Source organism: Colwellia sp. MT41 (genome assembly GCF_001444365.1).
GTDB classification, from domain to species: domain Bacteria; phylum Pseudomonadota; class Gammaproteobacteria; order Enterobacterales; family Alteromonadaceae; genus Colwellia; species Colwellia marinimaniae.
Genome location: NZ_CP013145.1, coordinates 1,515,552 through 1,533,983 on the forward strand (window position 1 = coordinate 1,515,552; position 18,432 = coordinate 1,533,983).

Here is an 18,432-nt window from a genome sequence, read left to right on the forward strand (position 1 = left end):
ATTGATATATTGGGAAATATTGTATTTTTGCACTTTGACAAGGCTATTTTGTTAATTGCGAATGCTTTTGAGAATGTGGGCATAACAACTACGATGGGAATAGTGTTGGACCCTAAGTTTAGCTTGCTGAGCAATGTTCAATAATAAAGTGGGATCATTTATTAGTCGGGTTAACACTTGCACTAAACTTTCCATGTTATTAGGACTATATTTTAGGCAATCGTAGTTATTTGTTAGCTGTTGATCCCAATAAGCATTATCAGCGGGAATTACGATGGCTAGTCCAGCAGCCATGGATTCTAAAATTGATAGGCCAAAAGGCTCATGTTCAGCAGTAGAGATAAATACCGATGAGTTTGCTCTAATTTCATTTAAATTGTTAGGGTCCGCATACCAGTGAATATTATCAACCTTAGCAAAGTCAGCTATATCTAAATAGCTGTCATTTTTTGGCTCAATATAGCAAACGCTGGCAAAATATTTATTAACATCTTCATAGCTACTATTTAGCTTGGTTATAGCCGCGATAAAAAGTTCTATATGCTTCCATTTTAATAAAGAGGCAGCCCATAAAAAGCCAATTTTATCGCTACTTTTATTATTAGTATCCTTTACTTTGATGGTTGAGCAGTTAATACCATTCACAAAAGGGATATACTTATTGTTCGCTATATTTTCCTTATTACTATGGCATTTTAAGGCATGGAAAATGGAGGCATAAGTGGATGGTAAGTAAAACACCTGTTTTGCTCGCGTTAAACCAAAACCAGCAACTTTAGAGTTAGCAATATCACCTTGAATAAGTTGAATAATATCTATGTTAATTATCTCAGTGAGCAGATATAGTGAAAAATCAACGTTTGGCCCGGAAAAGCCGATTATTTTGCTGAATCTTTTCAGTTTCATCATCTTGGTGATTAACGAAAACAAATAAACAAAGTGCTTTAGAAAGTAAAGCATGCCAGTGGTTTTATTTTGCAGGTAAAGAGGAGAAAACAATGGAACGAAGTGTACATTGAAGTTACACCAAGAGTCGCTGTCATTGGAAATAACCCATACCTCAATATCGCTAGGTAATTCAGCGACTATTGTTTTCATCACTATTTTAGAGCCCCCCTTAAAAGGCACAGGATCATAAATTAACACACGTTTAATCATGACTCTTCCCCGATGAAAGCTTTAACAGTATGTGGGTATAGCCTTTAGTTAAAAATGCTATTAGCAAGGTCTTAGTGTGTAAAAATATAAGTTTCGTCATACTGTGCTTGCTGTCACGCTGTAACAAGGATTGATAAACAAGATTGAAGGCAATGAACTGTCGCTTTAAAGAGAACATTTTTATTATATGTTTTTGTGCCTTGCTAGCGAGGTTCTTTCTTAAAAGTGGCCTGTCAATTAAGGACTTTATTGCGTTAACGAGCTCATCAGTGTTGTTAGGTGATACTAATAGCGCATTTACCTGGTCGGTATATATTTCATTAATTCCAGGGATATTACTGGTGATGATGGGCAGTTTAGCAAGACTTGCTTCGGCCAGCGTTAGGCCAAAAACCTCTTCCAACGGCACTGAAATAAAACAATCGGCATTGCTTGAGTATATTTCAGCGACCTTATCGCTCGCTGAAAAGAATTTAACGTTATGCGTTAAATTTAACTGAGTAACTAAATGAGTTAACTTGGCTGCTTCACTGCCAGAGCCAACAATGGCAAGTTTTACTTGATAGTGATTTTTTAATTTAGCTAGTGCATACAGTAATTGCTCTACTGCTTTTCTAGGAATTAATGAGCCTAGGTATAATATGACAAAGTCAGTATCTTTTGCCGATAACTCAGCTCTAATATTCCTCGGGCAAGGGCTTAATATTCGCTGTGGGTTAATGCCATTATAGATAACTGCCACTGGTTGGCTGTTAAACTCATTATGCTTAAATATGTCAATGACTGATTGGCTAACACCTATGACGCTATCGGCCCCGTGAAACAATAACGTTAGCCTGTCTCTATACATATACCTAGCATGTAAATGCAGCAGTAAGGGCATAGCCATAAATTTGCAAACAGGTACCATCCATTGGCAAGGTGCACCATTATTGCAGTGTACCAAGGAAATTTTATAGTGCTGTAATAACTTTTTCGCTTTAAAAAGTAATTTAAAATACTGGTGGAAGTTCCACCGTGGTGTGGTCCAATAACCAAGACAAACGAAGTTATCAATAATTACCTCAATACCTAGTTTTGTCGCCTGCTTTGCTAATACCTCACTATTGCACCACAATACGGGTGAATAGTGATGCTGTTTCGCTGTGTTAAGTAAATCTAACAGGACAATTTCACTGCCTCTGAGCCAGTTTTCGCCATAGTGAACGTATAAAATTCGGCTATTAACCCTGTTATCTTGTCTACTAAAAGCTGTCATGTTTATTTCCTCAGATGTGCTGAACATCACAGTGATTGCCAAGCTGATTTTAGTTGAACCCTGCCTCTTCAGGTCGTTCGGCTGCCACTCATCGACTGCAGATAACGATTTAAAGCAATGACTAAAGCAACTTGTAAATATATTGGCCAGATAAAGCCTTGAGTTAAGAAGGTGCCAGAAACGATAAAGCCAATAATTCCAGCAGGAGCAGCATTGAGTGCTACACGTATGCCAGGAGTATGCTCTTCAACCTTGATTGTATTCAACATTTTTAAAGACATAAGTAAAGTGCTGACAATTAAAGTAACAAATAGTATTAGCCCAACAAAGCCGGACTCGGCCAGTACACCAAACCAAGTAGAATGAACGGCATGGTTTAAACCGTCCCAATGACTGCTATAGAAAAAATAATTGTAATAAAAATTATTAATGCCTACTCCTAGAATCGGATTATCCAGCGCCATATTCCATGCTGCTTGCCAGGCGTAAAGTCGCCCCATGGCCGACTCGTCTATCCCCGCTTCAGCAGCTCCACCTGATGCTCTTTCACTGATCTTTGCGACGGTAAATAAAACAGTTAGGGCCATTGCGCCCCCGGTAAACAATAATACTTTCGAACGTATGCGCTTATAGGCAAATAAACTTATTACCGCTAAAAAGCCCAGTAAGCCGCCACGACTTTGCGTCGCTAATAGGGCATAGAGTAAAATGCAAAAAGTAGTCAAGCTAAATAACCGTTCAAATTTAGATAATGATTGCTCTAAAAAAGTGGCTATAGCGAAGGCCATAGGATACAAAAGCACCAGGGCTAAATCATTTGGGTCGCCAAGTAAAGACCCTATATCTCGGCCAATTGTGACCCGCGTTCCCTCCACTAAGCCGATACCGTTGAATTTGTTATATAGGGCAACAAGTCCAACAACAGCACCAGCAAAGATAAAGACACGGCTTGCGCTAATAAAGTGACTCTCCTTACGCATCATCCAAGCAATAATAAAGGTAATTAATATAATTTTGCTGTAAACCCCTGTCCATGCTTTTGTTGCCACCGCGACATTACTGGCAAAGGGGACAGCAATAGTTACCAACAAAGAAAAGAGAATTAAATAGGTAAATTGAGGGCACCAATAAGCATGAAGGTTCTGCAGGATGCTAGCTCGTAAAAAAACGATAAATATCGCTGATAATGCCAATAGTAAAGGTAGTTTCAACGGTTCTAAAATAGGAAAAACTTCATGAATTCGAAAAAATGAAAAAATAATAAAAGCTAAGACAATCGCAAAAGAGAAGTTGACCATGCCCCACAGAACAAAGGGAGCTAGCCCGATAATAATTAGGATAATAGGGTGTGGAAATAAGTATAATGTCAAGGTTGACAGCATTAATAAAATTGCCAGGCCGGTAATATTTAAGGGGGTATAAGTCATAAGTCACCTTAGTTTATTTGACCAATGCAAGTCACAACAAAAGCGGCACTGATTGCTGAAAATAAATAACCCAATTTATAGGGTAGATAGACTTGTCGTTGACTGAAATAATAGAAAAGTGCCATACGTATAGCATTAGCTATAATGAGCGCTGCAAGTGCGCCTTTAATCATAAATAAGGGCACTAAAATAATAAGCAATAGTCCACCAAAGCCACTGGCCACTAAGTTAATATTCATTTGCACTTTGGAGCTTTTTTCGACAAAACAGCCAAGGTTTAATAAGTCGGCTAACATTTTCAATAGGGTGCATAGCAATAGCCAAGGTAATATACCTATGGCAGCGTGATAGCTAACAGGGGTTAACCATTGAATTAATACCGGGCCTAATAAGCCAATGACACCACAAATGAGTACCGAAATAATGGCACCAAGTACGGCAAAGTGAGCATTTAAGGCCTTACCATTATGCTCTTTTAGTAGCGAAAATCGTTTAGGAAACCACCAGAGGGTAAAAGGTTGAATAAGCAGAGTTGGTACTAAGGCGAACTTGATCGCTATAGCATAGGTGGCAATTTCTGTGGCACCAAAATGATCTGCCAATAACCATCTATCCATACCTGATAAAGTAAATGTGGCGACACCACCAATAAAAATAGGCCCGGCATAGGAGAGTATGTTGCTCATTTGCTGCAGTGAAAAACTGATTTTTGTTTCCTTTAATTGAATAACCGATAAAATAAGCGCGACAATTACAGCAGACACTGCTCCTGCGGCTAAAATACTGGTGATGCCCCAACCATTGACTAACCAATAAAAAGTGAGTGTGACTTGCAGCACTACCTTCAACATGGAGATACAAAAGAATAGCCCAGCTCGATCCGTGATCCGTAACCAAGCCAAAGGAATATTGATTAAACCACCGACACAAAGCGCAATGCCTAATAAATAGAGTTCATTTTCGGTAATGATGCCAGGTAAAAACAAAGCCAAGTCTTTAGAGTAAAAGTGAAAAAAGGCATATGAAAGAATCGCTATAATGCCGGCAATAAATAAACATTCAGCGGCATGGCGTTGCTTTTTTTCGATGCCATCGGCTAAGCCAACAAATCGATATAATGCTTCTACTAAGCCAAAACCTAATATAATCGAGACCACATTAGAAAATACTACTAACACTTCGAGTCGGCCATAATCTTCGGGCGTCAGGTAATGGGTATATACAGGCAGCATGAGCAAGGAAATACCTTTCATCAGAAAAATGCTTAAGCCATAGAGTGCCGATTGGTTTAATAGGTTTTTATAGCGACTAATGTTCATGTGAACCTCCTATTAAGGCTTTACGGTAAACCTTGAAAATTTGAGGAATAATGGCGTGAGAAGAAAAATTGTTTTTAATATGTTGATAAGCAGACCAGGACATTTTTTTTCGTTGCTCACTTGACAACATTTGTCCCTGTTTAACGGCGTCAATAAAGGCTACTTCGTTTAAGGGTGGTATTAGCCAGCCATTGATATTATTGATAACGACAGCTGAGATGCCACCAATATCATAACTAATTACGGGTATCCCTCTCACCAAAGCTTCAAGGGCAACCAGCGGTAAACCTTCTTCACGGCTGGTAATACACAACAAGTTTATCTTGCACCAGTGTTGCTGCATGGAATTAACGTGCCCCATTAACATCACGTTATTTGTTGCCGCCATGCTGATTTCTTTTAACATAGGGCCGTTGCCATATATTGAAAATTGGTACTGTGGTAATTGCTCGGCTAGGCGTAAAAACAAATCAGGACCTTTTTCATAGCTTAATCGCCCAACAAAGGCTATCTGGCTAGCGAGTGTTGTCTCTGTTAAGGTTTTCTCTGGTAATTCGACAAAATTTTCAATCACCTCGGCGGTTAAATTGGCCGACTTTTTGATTTGTTTAGAGACACAAATACAAGGGCTATAATGGGCTGTCATACGGTCAAGCCAGCGGTATAGTCTAATTTTAATACTACCTTTCTCGCCAGAGTGAAAAGTTGAAACGACCGCTTTATTCGCTAATTTGCCAGTAAGTCGACCAATAATTCCCGCTTTGTAACCATGGGTGTGTACTAAATTAATGGCTGAATATTTAATTAATTTATAAAGTGTCGCTGGGTTACCGTCTAGTTTTACCAATATTGAACGCAGGAATTTATCTGACTCAAATACCGGATGTTTACCATAATTGTTTAGCAAAATAATTTGCACATTATGACCTGATTTATGCAGGCCTCTAGCAAGATTGACTACATGAGTTTCTATGCCACCATAGTTTCTACTATCAAGCAGTAAAGCTATGGTTAGGGTTTTAGTGGCCATATTAAACCTAAAATTCAAAGTGTCATAACTTTAAAATGCATAAAACAGGCCAGTTGAAAATATAGCTTACTAGCCCCCGTGTCAGAATAGTTAGTGGCTAAAAGTACGACTTTAATCGCAATATGCATAGCCAGTTAGAGCTTTGCAAAGCAAATTAGTAATTTGACGATATTGTTCGCTTTAACTTAGCAGCGGGTGAGCTATCCAGTGAAGTATGGTATTTTGCGCTAACATTTAAGGATGAAAGTCACAATTATTCAGTCAAAAGGGCAAGTATCTATGGAGATAACGCTAGTTATTGCGTCAATACTCATATTTTTGCCAAGCATTATTTGGTACTTATTGAAACAGGCGCACTCACCTTGGTGGCTTGAGAATACTTTTTCAACGCCTTTTATTGTCTTGCCAATATACATTGTCCTAATGTTCGTGCTTATTAGCTTACTCTCCTGGCAAGATTGCCTGGGCTATTTATTGATTAATTTCATTGTTGCACTTTGTTTAAATAGCAGCGGCAGCTTTAATAATAAAACCTGTGTTGATCCCGTTAGTTTTTTTCAATTTAACATCAAGTACCATGAGGGGGAAAATGAGCTAGCTGAGTTAATAGCTCATCTTAAAGCGGAACACTATCATTTAATTACCTTACAAGGCGTTAGTCAGCAAGCAAAGAGGCAACTGATAGCGCAGTTAACGCCGTATTTTCCTTATTTTGTCAGTGGTGAAAGTCAGCGACAGCAGATTTTTAGCGATCAGCTATTGTTTAGTCGCTACCCATTTACGCATATTAAATATTATAAAAGTGGCCATAGTGCTTTTTTAATCACCAGCCGATGGCAACTGCCGGTTAACGACATTAACTTGCTTACTTTACATCCGCCTTCGCCACGTAATGAAAAATTATGGCAAACCAGGAATAAAACTTTATACCAATTAAAGCAATCACTTAAAACTACCCCATTGACAAAGTCGTTAGTGATAGGGGATTTGAATTTATCAAAACATTCAAGACGAATGGATAAACTGATGGTGGGCATGAAGAGCGAATTTGTTAATTCATGGCCTAATATACCTTACAGTTTGCCTGTTTTTGGTTTAGCCATTGATCACTTTTGGCTTTCAGCACCAGCAAATATTTGCTCTCGACAGCGTATTAGCCAGTTTAGTTGGTCAGATCATTATGCGGTTAAAACTCAGGTTGATTTTAGCAAGTAATAATAGCCAGTCTATTAAGTTAGTAGTCAATCATAGCTTGTCAGCGGCTTGATAATAAGTATGTTTTTTTGTACTTAGTCATTCTATATTAAATAGATTGTGGACTATGTTCGATGCGCTGACAAGGCTCTAAATGACGATTTTATCAGGCTTAGCGTCTAGGTTGTTATTTTGAACTGGGAGTAACCATTCACATTAAGCAATGCTTAACTTTAATATTTTACCCCGTCGCTGAGTGGCAATAAAGGTATTATAATTACTCTGATATCTTTAAATTGGCAGGAATAAAAATAGTCTCTCTTTAGATCGAAACATTGAGTAAAACGGTGGACGCTAATTTTTTTCTTAGCTTGCTCATCAATACCGGGCATAGCCAGTTAAGTCGATGGCTTTCTCGCTGCAACTCGACTAATAACGAAGGGTTACTTTTATCATTCAATACGGAACCGATTAAATTAACTTTTTTATTTTTAAGTTTTTCAATGCTCTCTTGTATTGAACTTGCGGGGGTTCTGCCCGCTTCTATGACCAATATAGTACCCTGACAAACTTCACTAATGATCTCTGCGGCTATATTACTTTGATTTAATGATGTTAATGCTGAAGTATCAAAAATAATACAGTCAAAATCTACCAACCAACGCTTGATCGCGGCAAGCAGAAATTTGCTTTCCCTATACTGTAAGACATCGCGGATATTTTGCGGGGCTGGCAGCAAGCTATAACCTTTACTTTCGATGGCAATAATTTCATTTTCAGCGACGTGGTTGTTCATCGACATCAATAATTTTTCAGACAATGCTGGATTAAAAGTGTTCATTTCAACGAGTAATACTTTTTTACCAACAACTTGCGCGCGTTCAACAATCGCTTGCGCTATGGTGGTTTTTCCTTCGCCTGCTATAGCAGAAGTGACGGCTAAGGTTTTATAGCCTGAGCCAATTGTTTGATTATAGATAGCTTCAACTTCAGCATAATGAATAGGTAGCACGGACATGTTATAGCGCTCCCACAATGGCCACGAGTGAAACGATACTAACGATGTCTTTGACATTAGCCATAAATATATTCCAGTTACTTTGCGATAAATCGGGGACAAAAACAGTATCGCCAGCACGCACTAAGGGTAAAGTGTTAAAATCTGGATGTTCAATAAATTCTTCTAAGTTAAATATATGACTAACATTTTCTTGTGTTTGACTGCGAGATATATTAACCACCATTATTTTTTCTAAATAGGCCGTTTTTGTCGGACCGCCTGATTCAGCCAGTAAGTCTAACAATGTCATATCAGGGCTAAATAAATAACGGCCAGGCTTGGCCACGGCACCTATGATGCGCACCGTTTGTTCTTTTTTATAATCTAACCAGGGTCGGTCCCTTTCTGGCACATAGATACTGTCCCCTGATTTGACTATGGGTAATAAGGTCTCATCACCTGTTTCAAAGTACAAGCCTAAATCAAGCGTTGTTACTTTGCTTTGCACGCTATTGCGGTGGGTAATTTTAATATTATGAATATCTGCTCGTTGATTTGGCCCATCAGCGGCGGAAAGTATATCTAAAAAATGCATTTTATTATTAAAAGCATATCGACCGGGTTGTCCTACTTGGCCAAAAACATAAATAGACGATGCTTGAGATTGGCGCAACCATCGTGCCTTGTTATCAATAACATCACGAGGCCGCTCACTGACATAAATAGTGTCTCCTGCGCCTACTTTAGGCAAAAGAGAGAAGTCACCACCTTCAGTAAAGAAGTGTTCCAAGTCGAAGGGCTTCATCCGTTTACTTTGGCCTTTTTTTATTATTCTAATTTGCGACATATCGGCATCTTGCGTTGGGCCGCCAGCATGAGCTAGGATATCAAGAAAACTCATTTCGTCGCCCCATTCATATCGGCCGGGTTTGTTCACGGCACCTATCACTCTTATGGCTCTATCAGGGGTGATTTTAAGCCATGACTTTTCATTCATATCCGTTTTTTCAGGTACAAAGATAGCGTCACCTGGGTACACTTTTGGTATAGCTGCTTGGGTTAACCCTTCGGTAAATGCCTGTAAATCGAAAGCATCCACTTGACCCGTAGCGCGTATAATTCTGATTTTTCTTGAGTCGGCGAAACGAGTGGGCCCACCCGCATTGGCTAGAATATCAAAAAACTCAGTGCCGGCTGGCGCTTCATATGCTCCAGGCTTGAACACCTCCCCCATAACATAGACGGTTCGTAAGCCACGTTTAACTTCTTCTTCCCGTATGGGCACAAATAAAGTTGCGCCCGCGGTGATTTTTGGTATAAGAGAGGCATCACCCGTATCTAAATATCTCTTTAGGTCAAACAGTTGCGGAGTGCCATTATTAATGACTCTGATATGTTCTACACCGGCATAGCGAGTGACGCCACCAGCTCTCATCAGCATGTCAACAATGGTATTGCCTTCTTTATATGAAAATATGCCGGGTTTGATCACTTCACCAAACACCTTGATTGCCGTTTCTGCGGCTGAGCCATCGCCACTGGCGGATAATGTCGCGGCATCAAAATCCATTTGTACATTACCAATCAAGGGGGATGCTGGGACAAAAATAATATCTAATGGGCTTATATCCGGTAAAATTGAAAAGTCGCCGGTGTCTAAATATTTTTTATAATCAAAAATGGTGATTACACCCTGGCGATTTAATTGTAATCTGTCTAGCTGGGCACCTGAACTGGCGCCACCTGCTTTTTGTAGCGCCATTTGTACATTCGCCCCCTCAGGTAAATCGACCATGCCGGGATTATTAACAAAACCTAATACCTGGATAGGTATGCGTCTTTCAATTAAGTACAGTTGAAAGTTGTTGATGGCCCGATATTCTTGACCTAATAGGTGAGCTAGGTCTAGGCTGGCTTGCTTTAGTGTTTTACCGGCAATGGATATTTTACCTATCTCAGGTAAGTGTAAAGTACCATCTCTTTTCACTTGGAAGGGCTTTTCAAATTCTATTTCACCAGGGATTTCAATTTGTAGTACGTCGCCAGGGCGAATGGTAATGTCACTTGCTTGCACATAACTCGTCATAACAAATAAGCAAGTTAAAAAAAACATTGATAATTTACCCATGAGCAACCTCCTAGATTGTGCGTTTATCGCTAACAATTTAAAAAACTAAGGTAATAGAAGTAAAGCGATTAAACACTCGGGCAACATCACTACGCTCTAATTCCCTGAGGCTCCGCTCTCCTTGGCTTTCAATAATTATTTTTGATGCCTCAATGCCATGGTCAGTAAAAAATTTTGCCACATTATCGGCCCGTTTTTGACTTAATTTACTGTTATAGGCTGTGCTTCCTTTGCTATCTGTATGGCCAATAATATGTAATTTTGCACTAGGGTAGTTTTTAATTAAATCAATAAGCCTATTGAGGGATTGATAATATATCGGTTTAATTTTGTCTTGGTCAAAGTCATGTAGTGTTTCGGTGATAAAAGTGTGCTTTATATCAATGCTGCTTTTAGCCATCGATGGGTTTTTACATTGCTCAAAATCTGCTTCACGATACCAGCGTTTAAGCACTGTGCTTTTATTGGTATAACCGCAGCCTATGTGGCCATTAATATATTGATTGATACAACGAATCTTGCGTATTTGCCGGTCGAGTTCAACTAAGGTTATAAAAGCATCCTTCTCCATCTCTGCGTTATGCTCTTGGGTGGCTAGCGCTAGCAATGATTCGGCTATGGTTAATTGTCCCAATATACAATTTTTAGAGCCCTGTTGTTCTAATGCCAATAGCCGAGACTCAGCGCTAACAATATAGTTATGCATACGCGTTTTCTCACTGCTCTTTGAATAAGTAACCTCTGAAAGTAAGCTGGTCTTGTTATCAAGTGTTGTTGATGAACTACAAGCTGACACTGCTATGGCAGTGCTGAGTAACAATAAAATAGGCCGAATCAGCATTAGCTGGCAACGAGTATATTTGTGGTACTCGCTAGGTAATCGTCGAGAGTTTCATAGCAATTTATGGTTTTATCTAGAAACAACATTTGAAAGAGCTCCAAAGGTTGTTGTGCTAAGCCAATAACATATACGCTATAACCTTTAGTGATCATTCTTTTATATAAAAAGACAATGGCACCAATGCCGGAGGAGTCAATAAAGTTAACATGCTCAAGATCAAATATGATGTTAGTAGCGAATTTACTGTACCTTTCTATATCATCTTTCATGATCTTTACTGCCTCAGCATCAAAGTTATCATGTAGTTTAATAATAAAATCGTTATTGAATTCATAGGTTTTATTTAACATAACTAATCTCACAAATTAAGTTAACACATTTATATAATGGCAATGTTTATGCCATGTATTTTTAAGTTAAAATACAATGGCTTATGTTTTGTAGATTTTTATGTTTGTCTTTAATTGCAAATTAGATTGCAAATTGCAACCGAAAAAAAATCAGGAGAAATACTAGGGTTTTAGTAAGGCAAGTAACTGATTCCGGTAGAATCTATATTGGTGTTTACCATGTATATCGGCAGGCAGTTCGGCGATTGTGTATGGCTGACATAATTCGATAGACTTAGGTACTCTATGGCGAGGAATCAAGGAATGGATCTTTTTGACTAGTCCAAGCTTTCGAATAAATTCAAGATGATAATGTATTTCATCGTATTGATTGTTAAATTCATCTTTAACATTGGCGATAAAATACACGGTCAAATTATTGTTGCGGTTAATGACATCAACTACGGCGGTCATTAATAGGCTTGGTAAAGTGCTGGTATAGAAACTGCCAGGACCAAGAAATAAAACATCGGCATTTTTCAAATTTTGTAATACTTCTTTACTTGGTTTTACCATAGGGGTTAAACCAAGTTTATTGATCTCTTGACTAACATTATCATCAACCTCTACTTCACCAATATAGCAATGTTCGGATGAATGACTTACTAGTTGGGTTATGGCATCGGACATAGGTAAAATATTTGTTTTAATACCTAAATACTCTCGCATTACTTGTACCGTTTCTGTTGGTCTAATGCATAAAGAATCAACGGCGCAAAACATCAAATTACCTAAGCTATGTCCTGATAAGTCACCTAGGTTATCGAAGCGATATTCAAATAACAGTGATTTAGTCGATGCCTGCTTGGTTAATCTTGATAAACAATAACGAATATCCCCCCAGGAAATTGTCGCGCAGCTATCCCTTAAGCGGCCGGTAGAACCGCCATTGTCGGTAGTACTGACAATGCCGGTTAAATTGACAAAGTCAAAATCATCAATAATTGCTAAAAGGTGGCCTAAGCCGTGGCCGCCACCAATGCAAGTCACATTAATCTTTGTCATAGGCTTAACAAGCTCTTTTATTGTGGTGGCTAGATTATTGTCCACGTCCCAGTACCATTATAAGCAAGGTTTTGAAAAGTATCCTTATATCCATTAATAACCAACTACCTAGTTTAGTGAGTGATAGCGAGTAGGCAAAGTCATAAGCTATTTTAGTTTTAACGTCGTCAATACAGGTATCATAGCCCTGAGAAACCTGTGCTAAGCCGGTAATTCCAGGAGTCATCTGATAAGTTCTCTCAGAATAAAAGGGGATTTGTTTTTCTAGGTTTTTGACTATTTCAGGCCGTTCAGGTCGAGGACCGATCAGCGACATTTCACCTTTAATGACATTAATAAATTGCGGTAGTTCATCTAGTCGGGTTTTTCTCAGTAACTTGCCTACATAGGTAAGCCTTTTATCATTAGCGATAGCCCAAACAGCACCCGTTTCTGCCTCGGCATCATTAATCATGGTGCGAAACTTGATCATGTAGAAATGTTCTACTTTTCTTGATTTAACTTTACCTACCCTTAATTGGCAATAAAAAATGGGACCTGGCGTTGATAGTTTTATCATCAGGGCTATAACCACAGCCAAGGGGCAGGTGAGTACCAAGCATATGATGGCAAAAACTATGTCGATACTTCGTTTCAGAAAAGAAATTCCGGGGTGAATAAAACTGGTTTGTTTCATGGTAGCTCCTAAATTTTAGTCCAAACTTTTTCTTGTCGCCCAAAGATAAACTTTAAACAACCTTTAAGGGCGACCCAATAGCCGGTGATTAAATAACAGAGTAGTTTTAATACTTTTAACTTGGGTGCTAGGTGAAAGACATTTATTAACCAGACCATACCGTATAACAATACTTGGCAGACAAATAGCGCCAGAAAAAAGCTGTAAAAGGCAGCTAGGTACATATTGCTGATAAAGATAAGCACTAAAATAAAAGGCGTTATTGCTCTTAACGCCTTGCCTGAAGCAAAGTTTATTGCATTCCAGCCATACTTTGGTGATAACAAGGGCAGTAAATAGATGAGTTGTTGGAAGTTACCCGCCGCTATTCTTAAACGTCGGGTCATATCTTGTTCTAAATTGACTTGCTCTAATTCAATGGCCACGACTCGAGGTTCGTAAATTACTCGATAGCCCTGCTTAATAACATTCATGGGGATCAAAAAATCATCATTAATAGTGTCCGCTGGAATGTCTTCATAACATGACTTCCTTAATGCATAAAAAGCACCGTGAGCACCCAACACACTAGCCAGAGAGCTTTCTCTTGTTTTGACCATGGATTGATATTGCCAGTAATATTGCTCACCTGCGGTGCCTTTCTTGATGAATTTATAGCCACCAGAGACCGCACCCACTAGGGTATTGGTAAAGTGGCTATCTAACATAAGTAAACAATTCACCGGCAATAATGCCGAAACATCACTAAAGACAATGTTATCAAACTTGGCTTTTATTACCCCTTCTTTGAGCACCGCCACTTTTCCTCGATTGTCTTGGAAATTTATCAATTGGCAGTTCAAATCTTGGCAAGCAAGCTCAGAAAGGGTTTGCTTGGCAATGTTATAAGTTTCATCATGGCAACCATCGCATAATAAAATCAGTTCATATTTGTCACTTGGATAGTCAATAAAGCTTAAGTTTCTAATTTTCTCAGCAATGAATTTAGCTTCATTAAAGGCGGGAATAACAATTGAAAAACTATTCAATTTTTGGTCCTCGGCACTAAAAATGTAACGACGTTTTTTTATGCTAGGGGGGCGGACTTTATTATTTCTAGTGGCTAATTTGAGCAGCACCGGATACAGTAGGTGGTGATAAATCACTAAAAATATTGCCATTGCGAAGATAGTTATCATTATCATGTCTAACATAGCTTACACCTTAACTCTAGTTGGATTAATGAAAGGTATTGCTTGATCATATTATTGATAGAACGGTGGTTTTTGATGAATTGTCTGGGTGAATGATTACTTTTTTGGTTTAGTGAGCGTATTAATGCTTGTGCTAATAAAGTGGGATTATTGGCTTTAACCATAATGCCGGTTTTACGACAAACGGCTTCCTTGCAGCCACCAACATCAGTTAACACCACGGGCACCCCACACGCCTGAGCTTCCATCGGCGATAAAGGTAAACCTTCGTTATTCGACGATAGACAAAAAACATCAAGTAACGGATAGAATGAGGTCATATCACTAATATGACCTAAGAAGAAAACTCTATTTTCTAAATGTAATTGCAGCACTAATTGCTCTAATTGTGCTTGTAAACTACCGGTACCAGCAAGTAATAACGCAATATTATTGGGCAGTTTAGCCAAGGCTTTAATAAGAACTTCATGTGATTTAACGGACTCTAACCTTGCTGCGCAACCAATAAACTTGAACTGGCTTGGTAAGCCAGCCTGTTGCCGTAGTTTGTTTTTATTGAGCACCGAGGGTTTAAATTTATCAGTATCTACGCCGTTGGTAATGACGATAGGATTTAATGACGGCATTAAACGCTTAACTTGTTTAGCAACAAAGTTGGCATCAGCGACATAAATAGGGCGAACCAAGGTGATAAAAAGTTGTTGCAGCAACCTAGGCCGAAACTCTGCTAGGTGCCAGGCATCATGTTCGGTATGAATAATATGATTAATATTGGCTAGTCTTGCCGCGATACCACCATAAATCAGTGGGCCTATATGATGAGTATGCACATAGATAGGCTTAATTTGTTCAAATAATGTTTTTAGTTGCATGAAAATATTAGCTTGCCACCCCGGCTTTTTGTCTAATATATGGATAAATTTTTGACCACAATCAATATTATGCCAATAATCTTTAACGTGGTGATTTTCTAGAGAAATAATATGGACATCAAAAAAGGGTTGCGCGGCACGTTGAAATTCTAGCGCAAAACTTTCTATACCACCTGGTTTTAAGTGTTGTACTACATGAACAATGACAGGTTTCATCGGGCTTCTCCTATACTTTATTGACGCCAATATGGGGTAATCGCGTTATGACGGGAGCTGAGGTGATTAATTCCAGTTGATATTTTCCGCGGATTGAGGTGTCAGCTATTTCAGCAAATAGCACTAAGCCACCACCTAAACTAATGCCACCGATAATGCCGGCTAAGAGAAAAATAGACAGCGGGAAGTTGGTCGGAGAGCTAGGTCTAAAGGGTTCATCGATTATTTTGATTCTCTCAGGCTGTTCAAACCGGCCGAGGGCACCCGTTATTTTTGCCTTTTCAAAGCGGTATAGTAAATCACTGTACAGATTCCGTTTTACCGTAAGGTTTCTTTCAAGTTCTAACAGTTGTCTTTCCATTTCCCCGGTACCGGCAAGAGACGCTTTTAACCGTTGTGTTTGTCTTTCGATGGAATGTATTTCTTCTTTTATCTGCTCTACGTGACCATCGGCGAGTTGCAGTTCTTGCAGTTGTGACACCAGTAATAAATGGTGATTATTATCAACCTTGCCATCCTGCATATTGCTGGCTATTTCCCATAAACGATTTAGGTCGACCTCGTTTATTTTGTATGATGCTTTACTTTGAATTACCCGTTCATTTTCCAGTTGGGTTAATTTTCTCAGTGCTATTTCTACTCGGCTATGTCTGTCAGTGTAACGCGACCTCAATATGGCCAATTCACTTTTTGTATTCACTATGCTTTGTTCTATCTCACTCATTACGGGGTCAACCTGAGCGAGTCTGGTACGAATGGTTCTTTTGGCGGCAATGGCTCCTGATAAGGCGATTCTTCGTTGCTCAAGCAAATCACTTAATTGGCCAAAACGGCTGCTATTGGTATTATAAAGTCGAGGTAAATGCTCAGCATTAAATTGTTTAAACTCAGCTAAACGATATTCTGCTGCTTGTAAGTCAACTATTTTTATTTTTAGTTGGCCAGTTAAAAATGTTTCTGATGCGTCTAGTGCCGATAATTCGGGCGCTAAAAGGGTCTCTAAGAATCGTTTCCTCACCATAAGTAAAACATTGACTATATTTTCAGGTGAGTCGGTAAGGTAAATAAGTTTAACCAGATCTTTGCCGATAAGTTTTACCTTAAGCGCCGCAGACAATTCCTTCACTAAGTTCTCTTTTTGTAAGTCACTTGAGTCTTCATCAATCAGTCCTAAATCTAGCGCAACATTGATCAACATATGTCGACTATGAAGTAGGGTATCTAATGTGGTTATTCTATTTTCTAAATCTGTTGATACCGATAAGTCTTTAAGGAATGGATTCATTTTGGCACTTTCTTGCACCAATATTGTGGTGTGCGCTTGCCAATTTCTTGGGGTAATGAAGCAGGCGATGACGGCAATAAGTGGTAATGTTATTATTGGAAAAATAACCAAATAACGATGACGCCATATCGCCGCTAAAATCAGGTGAATATTTATAATTATTGATGTCTGCATCTTAGGCACCAATACTTAAGTGAATAGTGTCAGTTGATAGGTCAGGGGCAAAGATGATAGTTACCCCTTTATTCAAGCGTTCAACGTATTGACGAAGTATTGTCGCGCGTTTCATCGCAAGGCTTAATTGCTGTAGTTGACTTTCTCCTTTAGCCGGGGCGATATTAATGATGATAGGGTGTTTATTTTGTACTAGTATTTTTGCCAGTTTGATTCTATTGCGGTAGTTTAATTCTTTATCATGCAATTCATAAGTGAAAGTATAAGTGGTGATATGAATGTGCTGGGCCATTTTTTGCGCTGCTCGTAAGGCTTGAATACTCATTAAAACTTTTGTATTAACCACTTGGCTATTTTCTCGGTTTTCCTCGCGCTCAATTATGGCTAATGAATCACTGATGAACGTTGAAGTACAGCCAGTACAGGTGAGTAAGCTAAGCGAAAAAATGCAGTTTAAGAAAGTTTTATTCATGTGCTATCACCTTATATATGCAACCATACCTTCTGATATACAAGTTACGAGCCATGTTTTAAGTTGTTGTTAATTATTATATTTACTGGCTGTGTTGTTTTTTTATCGCGATTACTGAATCGTTTTTGCGTTTTGCTTGTTAAAATGCAATTAGGCTCGGTAAATACCTTAGTGGCAATAAAGTAAAGCCTTTGTAAGAGCGACTAATTTCCTTAAGGAATAATCTCTCAGCCAGGTCCTTTATACTGCCCATCAAAATCAAAGATAGAGGCAGAACTCAGTGCTAACTTTTTTAGAAAGTAATTTGCCAGTTATTGCCTGATGCAGCGATATGCCAGTAGGTAGTTATTGGTTGGGCGTCATTTTCAATGGGCCAAATCTGGGCGATTAATACTTGCTCGGTCACGCTTAAAGACAAAGTGAATTGTTGCTGTTGTCTGGTGAGGCGTGCTCTTAACTTGCAACTTTTATAATTGATGGTAACAACATCATTTTCATTAGAAAAGTCGGTGCATATATTAATAAAGTAGTTAATTTCTTCGGTGGGCGAGGCGGGTAACGTTAGCTGTAACTTAACAACAGAGATAAAGTTAAACTCTGGCGTGCTAATTAACTCACTGGTGCTTATCACTGCTTGGGGTTGACTAGCTGTTGATGGACTCGTGGCGGGGATTTCTTGTGGCACGACATTACTTTCTTCACTGTCTGCCTCATCACCGCCACAACCAAACATTGTCAGTGTTACCAGTACAAGGGTAATTAAAGTCGTTTTCATCAGGTGAACTCCTCTTGGTA

Annotated in this window: 17 protein-coding genes; 1 reads left to right on the forward strand and 16 read right to left on the reverse strand. The window is 38.9% G+C overall.

Translation table 11 applies throughout. The annotated features are described in order from the left end of the window. Positions 1-51: 51 nt before the first annotated feature. The 5 genes from CMT41_RS06475 to CMT41_RS06495 form a co-directional block, all read right to left on the reverse strand. Positions 52-1,158 carry a glycosyltransferase family 4 protein gene (locus CMT41_RS06475; RefSeq protein ID WP_058026666.1) on the reverse strand — a complete coding sequence of 369 codons (1,107 nt, stop codon included), beginning with the start codon at positions 1,156-1,158 and terminating at the stop codon, positions 52-54. Then, positions 1,151-2,416, reverse strand: a complete 1,266-nt coding sequence (locus CMT41_RS06480) for a glycosyltransferase family 4 protein (RefSeq protein ID WP_058026667.1) — start codon at positions 2,414-2,416, stop codon at positions 1,151-1,153. Before CMT41_RS06480 ends, CMT41_RS06475 begins: the two co-directional genes overlap by 8 nt. Positions 2,417-2,484: 68 nt before the next feature. Continuing rightward, positions 2,485-3,843: an O-antigen ligase family protein gene (locus tag CMT41_RS06485; RefSeq protein ID WP_058026668.1), complete on the reverse strand. Its 1,359-nt coding sequence runs from the start codon at positions 3,841-3,843 to the stop codon at positions 2,485-2,487. Positions 3,844-3,851: 8 nt separating this feature from the next. Further along, entirely contained in the window at positions 3,852-5,162 is a 1,311-nt protein-coding gene (locus tag CMT41_RS06490; protein ID WP_057831849.1) for a lipopolysaccharide biosynthesis protein, read from the reverse strand. Then, positions 5,152-6,192 carry a glycosyltransferase family 4 protein gene (locus CMT41_RS06495; protein WP_058026669.1) on the reverse strand — a complete coding sequence of 347 codons (1,041 nt, stop codon included), beginning with the start codon at positions 6,190-6,192 and terminating at the stop codon, positions 5,152-5,154. Before CMT41_RS06495 ends, CMT41_RS06490 begins: the two co-directional genes overlap by 11 nt. A gap of 240 nt (positions 6,193-6,432) precedes the next feature. On the opposite strand from CMT41_RS06495, the gene CMT41_RS06500 reads away from it, so the two are divergent. Beyond that, positions 6,433-7,407, forward strand: coding sequence for an endonuclease/exonuclease/phosphatase family protein (locus CMT41_RS06500; protein ID WP_058026670.1), 975 nt, complete (start codon positions 6,433-6,435; stop codon positions 7,405-7,407). A 301-nt stretch (positions 7,408-7,708) separates the two neighbouring features. Here CMT41_RS06500 and CMT41_RS06505 read toward each other — a convergent pair whose 3' ends face one another. The 11 genes from CMT41_RS06505 to CMT41_RS06555 all read right to left on the reverse strand — a co-directional run bounded on the left by CMT41_RS06505 (position 7,709) and on the right by CMT41_RS06555 (position 18,412). Beyond that, positions 7,709-8,404: a tyrosine-protein kinase family protein gene (locus CMT41_RS06505; RefSeq protein ID WP_058026671.1), complete on the reverse strand. Its 696-nt coding sequence runs from the start codon at positions 8,402-8,404 to the stop codon at positions 7,709-7,711. 1 nt (position 8,405) lies between these two features. Further along, positions 8,406-10,514, reverse strand: a complete 2,109-nt coding sequence (locus CMT41_RS06510) for an SLBB domain-containing protein (RefSeq protein ID WP_058026673.1) — start codon at positions 10,512-10,514, stop codon at positions 8,406-8,408. A gap of 37 nt (positions 10,515-10,551) precedes the next feature. After that, positions 10,552-11,355: an OmpA family protein gene (locus CMT41_RS06515; RefSeq protein WP_057180487.1), complete on the reverse strand. Its 804-nt coding sequence runs from the start codon at positions 11,353-11,355 to the stop codon at positions 10,552-10,554. Continuing rightward, positions 11,355-11,705, reverse strand: a complete 351-nt coding sequence (locus CMT41_RS06520; protein WP_057180488.1) for an STAS domain-containing protein — start codon at positions 11,703-11,705, stop codon at positions 11,355-11,357. The genes CMT41_RS06515 and CMT41_RS06520 overlap by 1 nt, the downstream gene beginning before the upstream one ends. A gap of 162 nt (positions 11,706-11,867) precedes the next feature. Next, complete coding sequence (gene yvcK / locus CMT41_RS06525) at positions 11,868-12,749, reverse strand: uridine diphosphate-N-acetylglucosamine-binding protein YvcK (protein WP_157466292.1); 882 nt, start codon at positions 12,747-12,749, stop codon at positions 11,868-11,870. Positions 12,750-12,783: 34 nt separating this feature from the next. After that, positions 12,784-13,425, reverse strand: a complete 642-nt coding sequence (locus CMT41_RS06530; protein ID WP_057180491.1) for a sugar transferase — start codon at positions 13,423-13,425, stop codon at positions 12,784-12,786. Between the two features lie 8 nt (positions 13,426-13,433). Continuing rightward, complete coding sequence (locus tag CMT41_RS06535; protein ID WP_057180493.1) at positions 13,434-14,618, reverse strand: glycosyltransferase family 2 protein; 1,185 nt, start codon at positions 14,616-14,618, stop codon at positions 13,434-13,436. Then, entirely contained in the window at positions 14,612-15,706 is a 1,095-nt protein-coding gene (locus tag CMT41_RS06540; protein WP_058026676.1) for a glycosyltransferase, read from the reverse strand. Before CMT41_RS06540 ends, CMT41_RS06535 begins: the two co-directional genes overlap by 7 nt. Positions 15,707-15,716: 10 nt before the next feature. After that, complete coding sequence (locus CMT41_RS06545; RefSeq protein WP_057180497.1) at positions 15,717-17,165, reverse strand: GumC family protein; 1,449 nt, start codon at positions 17,163-17,165, stop codon at positions 15,717-15,719. 1 nt (position 17,166) lies between these two features. Continuing rightward, entirely contained in the window at positions 17,167-17,637 is a 471-nt protein-coding gene (locus CMT41_RS06550; protein ID WP_058026677.1) for a hypothetical protein, read from the reverse strand. Between the two features lie 292 nt (positions 17,638-17,929). Further along, positions 17,930-18,412 (reverse strand): hypothetical protein, encoded by a 483-nt coding sequence (locus CMT41_RS06555; protein ID WP_058026679.1) that lies wholly within the window; start codon positions 18,410-18,412, stop codon positions 17,930-17,932. Positions 18,413-18,432: the final 20 nt, after the last annotated feature.

Excerpts from the sequence above, each read along its gene's own strand:
- CMT41_RS06475 (WP_058026666.1), bottom strand. The coding sequence starts at position 1,158 with ATGATTAAACGTGTGTTAATTTATGATCCTGTGCCTTTTAAGGGGGGC.
- CMT41_RS06480 (WP_058026667.1), bottom strand. The coding sequence starts at position 2,416 with ATGACAGCTTTTAGTAGACAAGATAACAGGGTTAATAGCCGAATTTTA.
- CMT41_RS06485 (WP_058026668.1), bottom strand. The coding sequence starts at position 3,843 with ATGACTTATACCCCCTTAAATATTACCGGCCTGGCAATTTTATTAATG.
- CMT41_RS06490 (WP_057831849.1), bottom strand. The coding sequence starts at position 5,162 with ATGAACATTAGTCGCTATAAAAACCTATTAAACCAATCGGCACTCTAT.
- CMT41_RS06495 (WP_058026669.1), bottom strand. The coding sequence starts at position 6,192 with ATGGCCACTAAAACCCTAACCATAGCTTTACTGCTTGATAGTAGAAAC.
- CMT41_RS06500 (WP_058026670.1), top strand. The coding sequence starts at position 6,433 with ATGAAAGTCACAATTATTCAGTCAAAAGGGCAAGTATCTATGGAGATA.
- CMT41_RS06505 (WP_058026671.1), bottom strand. The coding sequence starts at position 8,404 with ATGTCCGTGCTACCTATTCATTATGCTGAAGTTGAAGCTATCTATAAT.
- CMT41_RS06510 (WP_058026673.1), bottom strand. The coding sequence starts at position 10,514 with ATGGGTAAATTATCAATGTTTTTTTTAACTTGCTTATTTGTTATGACG.
- CMT41_RS06515 (WP_057180487.1), bottom strand. The coding sequence starts at position 11,355 with ATGCTGATTCGGCCTATTTTATTGTTACTCAGCACTGCCATAGCAGTG.
- CMT41_RS06520 (WP_057180488.1), bottom strand. The coding sequence starts at position 11,705 with ATGTTAAATAAAACCTATGAATTCAATAACGATTTTATTATTAAACTA.
- yvcK (WP_157466292.1), bottom strand. The coding sequence starts at position 12,749 with ATGACAAAGATTAATGTGACTTGCATTGGTGGCGGCCACGGCTTAGGC.
- CMT41_RS06530 (WP_057180491.1), bottom strand. The coding sequence starts at position 13,425 with ATGAAACAAACCAGTTTTATTCACCCCGGAATTTCTTTTCTGAAACGA.
- CMT41_RS06535 (WP_057180493.1), bottom strand. The coding sequence starts at position 14,618 with ATGTTAGACATGATAATGATAACTATCTTCGCAATGGCAATATTTTTA.
- CMT41_RS06540 (WP_058026676.1), bottom strand. The coding sequence starts at position 15,706 with ATGAAACCTGTCATTGTTCATGTAGTACAACACTTAAAACCAGGTGGT.
- CMT41_RS06545 (WP_057180497.1), bottom strand. The coding sequence starts at position 17,165 with ATGCAGACATCAATAATTATAAATATTCACCTGATTTTAGCGGCGATA.
- CMT41_RS06550 (WP_058026677.1), bottom strand. The coding sequence starts at position 17,637 with ATGAATAAAACTTTCTTAAACTGCATTTTTTCGCTTAGCTTACTCACC.
- CMT41_RS06555 (WP_058026679.1), bottom strand. The coding sequence starts at position 18,412 with ATGAAAACGACTTTAATTACCCTTGTACTGGTAACACTGACAATGTTT.